We start from the raw sequence: 7,635 nt of genomic DNA, 5'->3' as shown, positions 1-7,635 counted from the left end.
GAATTTACGGTGATTACCGCATCGTCAGAATTATTTCCGGAACCTCCCGCTTTGTTATCACGAACGGTAAATCTGAAGTTTAATGTTCTGGCTACTGAAGAAAGAGCTTCTACTGTGATTTCAGAACCAGCTGTAGTAGTTGCCCCCGTTAAAACCGAAGCCATTCTTGGGAAATATCTTACAGGTGCAGTGGTAGGAGTCCATGATCTGAAGTTAGGTCCTGAAGCTTTTGTAGCGCTTGCTGCAGAGCTTGCTCCCGTCTGAGAAGAAGAAGCGCTGTCCATTTGTTCCCAGATGTAGGTTAAAGAATCTCCGTCAGCATCCGTTCCTGTACCTGTCAGTACGAATGGTGTTCCTTTTGGAATGGTATAATCTAACCCTGCGCTAGCTGTAGGAATGGAATTTCCTGTATTGGTATTAACAGAGCAGGTTTTAGCTTTAATATTATTGGTAATCTGTTGGATACTTACCGCATGGAAAAATGCATCAGAATGTGGTTGGATATCCTGGCTGGTGATTCCTGCATATCCCATGATGGTTGATCCTGATCCTGGTTCCACGTTTACACCTGATCCTTCATTTCCATGAGAAAAAGTGTGGTTTCCACCGAACTGATGTCCCATTTCATGAGCCACAAAGTCGATGTCAAAATTATCTCCTGAAGGAATATTATCTATAGGAGAAGTATAGCCGCTTCCTTTATTTTTATCAGTATTAGATGAAGTATCATTTACACAGACGCAGCCGATACAGCCTGCGTTTCCACCTCCTCCTGAATCTCCAAATAAATGCCCAATGTCATATCCGGCATTTCCAATAACATTGGTTAACGTGTTTTGTAACTGTATTCCCCATCCATTTGTATTTCCTTGGTTGGCAGAAGAAGTACCTACTGATGGTATTGAGTAGGGATCAGTAGAAGCATCTGTATAAATCACCGCATCATTGTTGGCAATCAGAACCATTCTAGCTGAAAAGTCTTTTTCAAAAACACCGTTTACACGGGTCATTGTGGTGTTCATTGCTGCTAAAGCCTGAGCTTTTGTGCCTCCAAAATAAGTAGTGTATTCTCCGGTGCAGGATAATGCCAGTCTGAATGTTCTCAGTTTAGCATCGTCAGCATTAGGTCTTGCCGCAAGAGCAGAATTGGAAACTCCTTTCTGTGCAGCATCTACTACAGTACATTCAAATTTACTAAGATCATCTTTTTTGTCAGATTTTCTGTACACTACATACGAAGAAAGATCTTTGGTGTAAGGCTCAATGAAAACGGCCGATTTATCACCATAAATTTCCATTGATGACAGTCCAAGTGGAGAAACACTGAAATAAACTGTGGAATTAGGATCATCCAGACCTTGTCCTACATAGGATTTGATATCCGGATATTTTGCTGCCAACTCAGGGGCAAAATTGGAATTCTCCCTCACTTTAAAATTTTCCATTCTGCCTTCAGAATTCGGAAAAGAGATGATGAGTTCTGATTTTTCGCCTGCAGCCAGTCTTTTGGGAGCTTTTGCCAGAATGTTTTTCAATCCGTTGATATCCAGGTTGTATACCTTAGGATTGCTGATACTGGTTTTGTTTTCAAAGATCTCTGATGAAGTTCTTTTTGAACCTTCAGACCAAAGACGGTCAGTCTGTGCGAAAGAAATACCCGTTATAAGGAGCATTCCGATCATTGATAGTTTTTTTTTCATAGGATAGCTATTATATCTTTGGCTAAATCTATATAGAAATTGCTGTTTGCAAATAGAAAACAGGGTAGATATTTAACTACGGTTGTGTAGTTTTTCGCTTGTTGGCCTTGGGGTTAGTTGATGTAATTAAGAGTGATGTATTTATTGTATTGTTGGAAATAGTTGATTATCTATATTGTCGTTTTTCTAATACAGGACCTCTCATCTGAAACTACATAGTTGTCTGTTTATTCCTACAGTATTTACTTTTGATAAATTATTAAATCCCATAGTTTTGAAATATTATTACTTGCCGCATGCCAAACAGTATTAATACAACTAAAAACAATTTAGAATTTTAATCACATGAAAAAAATAATTATTAGCGTAATGCTTTGTGGTATGGGCCTTCAGTTCGTGGACGCGCAACAGGTAAATGTAAATTGTCCGGAAGGAGCAGCATTACAAAAACAAAAAAATGCTGTTGTAAAATTCTCATGGAATGCCGTGGGAAGTTTGATCAATAATGGTGATGGTAAAATTTACTTATTAACTTCCCGTACTGCAATGAATGACTATATTATGGGACAGAATATTGAAGCAGATTTGACATTTGGGGCAGAAAATACAACATGTACAGGAGGTGTTATCAATCCTCCCGTTAAAGCTTTGGTTGTTATAAAACCAGTTGCGAGAAGTTATCAGGATCCTTATAATTATGCTGTTGCGGAAGTTATCACTGATTTATCCACTATTCCAGGCTTGGATTTATCAAAAATTTATCTCAATGGATGGGATCGCCAGGATACAGCTCCTCAATCAGGAGCATATATAGGTTTTCCAAATTATAATGATACAAAGAAAATAGGAACATTTAATAAGGCACAAGCTCCGGTAATTTATGATAACAGTAAAAAACTGATTGTGACACTTATACCAACAGCTAGCGGATACCAAGGAGCAAGTAATACTTCTGGTTCACCTATATTTGACGAGAACAAGAGGACAAAGGCTGTAGTATATAATTCACAAGGCCAGACTCTCAATCCTTCTTATACACAAAAAGAGGCTGTTTGTACTACATTAGCAGGAGCGTGGCAGCATGGAGAAAGTATTAATGAGTACTTAGTAGGCAAAACATTGCAGTCTGCACTGGATCCTAATAATACCAGTTTAGAATATACCAATGGCATAGACCTTACGGAAATGCGTAGAATTGTTAATGGTCCTAAATATTTAATTAATAAAAAATCTGGTTATGTATTTACCATTAACAACAATGGTGATTTGATTCAACAATCAACCTCTGGTGGATCTAACACATTCACTATAAGCACAGATATGTATGGCTATTATAAATTTAAAAGCCAGTCCAATAATGTTGTAATTGGAAGTATAGGGACTAATGCCGGGAGTAAAATTACTGCCGGGCAGAACATAGCTTATCCAAATGATACTAATCAAAGGTTTCGAATATTGCCAACAGGTTCATGGGATGGGACTTACTATATTCAGGATGTAAGATCGGGGTTGAATCTTACAATAGAAGGCTCTTCCAATGACTATGGAGCCAAAATTGTTTTGGGAACGAAGTCCGGAGCAGCTTACGAAGAGTGGTTTTTAGGAGATGCACCTGGATATGCTTCAAGAAATTCTGTTTCTAAAAATGCAGATACTTCAAAGTCAATTAGCTCTATCTCAGTATATCCTGCTCCTGCTGTGGACTACCTGAATGTAAAAGTATCATCTGATAAAAAAGTAAAAGCAGTATCCGTTGTTAATACGATGGGTAGGGAAGTGTTCAGGACTGAGCAGATTTCTTTAGAAGGACAAAGTGTAAAAATTGATGTACAAAAGCTTATGACCGGTAACTATATGGTGAATGTTATGTTTACCGATGGAAGCCAATCATCTGCTAAATTCCTTAAAAAATAGGATTCATTTTAAAATCAACTTCATATTTATTAACTGTATGTGGATGGCTGTTTTGGCCATCCATTTTTTTTGTAGAGAAATATTTATTAGCAGTAGTTATACATCGGTGATAATGTCATTTTTTTAATTTAATAAATTGAGGAAAAACTATAGACTGTCTGTTTTTTTCTACACAATAAATTTTTCAGCCACTATTAAATCCTTTAGTTTTGAAATATTATTACTTACCGCATGCAAGACAGTATTAATACAATTAAAAATAATTTAGAATTTTAATTAGATGAGAAAAATAATTATTAGTGCGCTTTTATGCGGTTTAAGTTTTTCATTAACAAATGCACAGAAAGTTAATGTAAATTGTTCTGAAGGAGCAAATTGGGAAAAACAAAAAAGATCAGTTGTCGCTCTTGGAACATATGGAACAGCTAGTTTAATCAATAATGGAGATGGTAAAATCTATTTGGTTACAGCGACTCATGCAATGCATAGCGAGCCCATGCTGCAAAATAGTCAGGTAACATTGACTTTCGGATATGAAAACCAAACTTGTACAGGAAGTGCTATGGTACCTACAATAGAAGCTCAAGTAACCATAAAACCTGTAGCTAAAACTTACCACCATCCTTTTGACATTGCTGTGGCAGAAGTAGTCACAGATTTGTCCACTATTCCAGGGCTGGATTTATCACAAGTATATATAAATGGGTATGACCGTCAGGCTATAGCTCCTACATCAGGAGTATATATGGGTTTTCCACTGGGGGAAAGTAAAAAAATTGGAACATACAATAATCCGCAATGGGTATGGTATTATCCAGATAAAACATTTAAAGCAAGATTAGTAAGAACAGCCAATGGGTTTCAGGGTGCAGATGTAGGAGCATCTGGTTCACCAATATTTGACCAGAATAAAAGAACCGTAGCTGTTCTATCTGGTTTGTACGGAAATGACGTACCTTATGGTGCGGGTGCTGATGAGTTTTTTGGATCAACAATGGCTGTAGGTTGGGAGAATGGCGAAAATAATCCTAATGGACCAGAACTAGGCAGAAAAATACAAGAGGCTTTTGATCCTCAGAATACAGGTATACTCTATAGTAATGGAATTGAGCTTACAGAAATGCGTAGACTTGTCAATGGACCTAAATATATAGTGAGCAAAAAGACAGGATATACGTTGGGTGTTTTTGCAAATGCATTAATGACAGATACACAAAATCCAACAACTTCGACTTTACCCAATAAGTTTATATTAAAGGCTGAAGCCAATGGATTTTATAGTATTGGGATTGCAGGCACTGCCACTACATTGACTTGCAATGGTCAACAGTATGGGGATTTAGTTCGAACTAGTGACTATGTTAGTTATGCAGTTGGGGTACAAAGATTCCGTATTTTACCCACAGGAAAAGGAGACAACTCGTATTATATTCAGGATCTGCAAGGAGGGCTTAATTTAGCACTTCAAGGTTCCTTTAATTCGAGTGGAGTTCTGATTCTCTTAGGGACTAAGGCAGGCAATGACCTGGAAGAATGGTATTTAACGGATGTTGCTCCATCATCAGCAGCAAGAACTTCCGGAGTTCAGAGTAGAGAGATGAAAGATAGTTCTTCTTCTATCTCAGTATATCCTGCTCCTGCTGTGGACTACCTGAATGTAAAAATATCATCTGATAAAAAAGTAAAAGCAGTATCTGTTGTTAATACGATGGGTAGGGAAGTATTCCGCACTGAGCAGATTTCTTTAGAAGGACAAAGTGTAAAAATTAATGTGCAAAAGCTTATGACCGGAAACTATATGGTGAATGTTGTGTTTACCGATGGCAGCCAATCATCTGCTAAATTCCTTAAAAAATAGGATTTATTTTAAAATCAACTTCATATTTATTAACTGTATGTGGATGGCTGTTATGGCCATCCATTTTTTTGTAGAGAAATATTTATTATTGGCAGCTATATATTGATAGCAGTGTAATTTTTATTCATATTGTTAAAATGAATAAAAACTACATGCCTGACTGTTTATTCTTACAGCGTTGTTTTTTGATGGATTATTAAATCATTTAATTTTGAAAATTATTATGTTGTTAAGTAATAAGGCAATTGTAATTAAATATTGTGCAATGGGCTGGTCTTCTTGAAAGATATTATTGGGACGTGTTCTCGGATTTTCCAATTGAGATTTTCTATTCAATTGGCTATACAAATAAATTCAAGGATTTACAATGGGAATTCAAAGATAATGTAAGTTGAGTTCTATCGTTTCTCCAGGCTTGTATTGCATAAGCGTATTTACTTTTCCATTTTTAATAAATAACATAATCCGATGGTTGTGAGTATGTTGAAAAAAAAATAAAAATTTTTTGTCAGGATTTCAAAATTCTATCGACTACAATAATGTAAATATCAGTATTAAGAAATAGGTACAAAAAATGAAAAAGAAAACAAATGTATTTTTAGACTTTGATAATACCCAATTTGATGGTCATCTACATAATGCGATCATGAAATATACAAATAAGTATCAAGACAATGATCTTCCTGGATTAACAAAAGATCAGTTAATGAAAGAGCTTATGGGTAAAGATCCTCTTACACTAAGTTCCAAGTATGCTGTACAGGTTGCATTGATAAATGCTAAAAATGCTGCTAAAGAAGAAGCTGAAAAAGCAGGAAAGCCTGAAAAAACATTTAACTTTTTTGATGCAAAGGGTTTGAATGAATTTGTTAAAAAAAGTAAAAATCAAGGTGTTGACGTTGTTGTATTAACTGCCTCTCTTTTTCCGGGTGCAATTAAAGCAGTATACGAAACAAGGGGTTTAACTGATTTAAACAATGTTCCAATGATTGCTGTTCCTATTAGTAAGGATAGAATTGTAATGGCTAAAAGTAAGGATGCAGAAATAAAAAAATATGAAAAAGCACAAAAATCAAGTATTGAAGGATTGAGTACTGTTCATAATATTTTTGTTGATGATAGTAAGGAAAATATTGAAGTATTTACCAAAAGTAGAAATCCGAATAATATCGGGATTTTAGCAACGAAAGGAATTGATTTGGAAAAGCTTACTACTGAAGTTGAAAAAACGCTTATCCAACAAGTAGCGAAATCTGAACAAAGTAAGAGCAAGAAAAACGGGTCATCTATAAAAGAAGGTCTATATGCAAATGCAGATCAGGGTCTATATGCAAATGCAGACCAGAGTATATATGCAAATGCTGGTGAAAGTCTGTATGCAAATGCGCGTGAAGTAGGATCAGGTAAAAATAAAATTGACCTTTCAAGATTTACAGAGACTCAGAATAAACCTGAAGTCGCACCAAAACTTCCTCCAAAATCACCAAAACTGCCTGCTAGAGCTCCTAAAGTCGTGTCTGAGGCTGCTCCTGCACTTCCTCCTAAAGGACCAAAACTGCGTTAAAAATATTGAATAATAAAGACACAAGCAAAAAATATACTATAGATAGGATACTTCTATATAATCTACCACTTAATTATATACTCACAGGAATTAATTGTGAGCTGAGAAAAATAGGTTGTCTCCCAAGTGATTTTTTGTAATGATAAAGAACTTTTTCGAATAAAATAAACACAACTTGTATGGAATATAAAACCCCAAAAACGTTGGAAAGGACGCCTTTAATCTTTGGTTATCCTGTAATTACCGCTATGATAGTTGTTATATGTTTAATGCTATTCCTTTTTATTGTATTTAAGAAGGTCTTATTATCATTAGTGTTTTTAGTAATTCCTGTTATTTATTTATACATAATAAAAAAGTATCCTAGAAAAGGTGAATTTAAAGAGTTTTTTTTTGATTTTAAGATGGGAGTACAATGTATCAGATTTGATGAGAAACTGGAAAATTTGATTAGTATAAATTCAAAAGACAGCAAAGGATTTAAGAAAAATAGTAACTGAAGTATTACAAATCATTAATTGATCTGAATTAAGTCATTGAGCTTATATTCAAGGTCTTATTTATCAAAATGTTTATGGAATGGTATCATTCTACGGGAT

Annotated in this window: 5 protein-coding genes; 4 read left to right on the top strand and 1 reads right to left on the bottom strand. The window is 35.3% G+C overall.

What is annotated here, in order from left to right; translation table 11 throughout:
- Positions 1 to 1,700, bottom strand: a 1,700-nt coding sequence (locus NK356_RS10835; RefSeq protein WP_253316979.1) for a reprolysin-like metallopeptidase, incomplete at its 3' end; no start/stop codon positions are given.
- 345 nt (positions 1,701 to 2,045) lie between these two features.
- Here NK356_RS10835 and NK356_RS10830 point away from each other — a divergent pair.
- The 4 genes from NK356_RS10830 to NK356_RS10815 all read left to right on the top strand — a co-directional run bounded on the left by NK356_RS10830 (position 2,046) and on the right by NK356_RS10815 (position 7,536).
- Positions 2,046 to 3,614: an RICIN domain-containing protein gene (locus NK356_RS10830; RefSeq protein ID WP_253316978.1), complete on the top strand. Its 1,569-nt coding sequence runs from the start codon at positions 2,046 to 2,048 to the stop codon at positions 3,612 to 3,614.
- Positions 3,615 to 4,110: 496 nt separating this feature from the next.
- On the top strand, positions 4,111 to 5,472 hold the full coding sequence (locus NK356_RS10825) for a T9SS type A sorting domain-containing protein (protein WP_253316977.1): 1,362 nt from the start codon (positions 4,111 to 4,113) through the stop codon (positions 5,470 to 5,472).
- A 574-nt stretch (positions 5,473 to 6,046) separates the two neighbouring features.
- Positions 6,047 to 7,036 carry a hypothetical protein gene (locus NK356_RS10820; protein ID WP_253316976.1) on the top strand — a complete coding sequence of 330 codons (990 nt, stop codon included), beginning with the start codon at positions 6,047 to 6,049 and terminating at the stop codon, positions 7,034 to 7,036.
- 179 nt (positions 7,037 to 7,215) lie between these two features.
- Complete coding sequence (locus NK356_RS10815; RefSeq protein WP_034700103.1) at positions 7,216 to 7,536, top strand: hypothetical protein; 321 nt, start codon at positions 7,216 to 7,218, stop codon at positions 7,534 to 7,536.
- Positions 7,537 to 7,635: the final 99 nt, after the last annotated feature.

The organism is Chryseobacterium sp. S0630, assembly GCF_024158915.1.
Taxonomy (GTDB): domain Bacteria; phylum Bacteroidota; class Bacteroidia; order Flavobacteriales; family Weeksellaceae; genus Chryseobacterium.
This window is presented reverse-complemented; position numbering and strand designations above follow the sequence as displayed.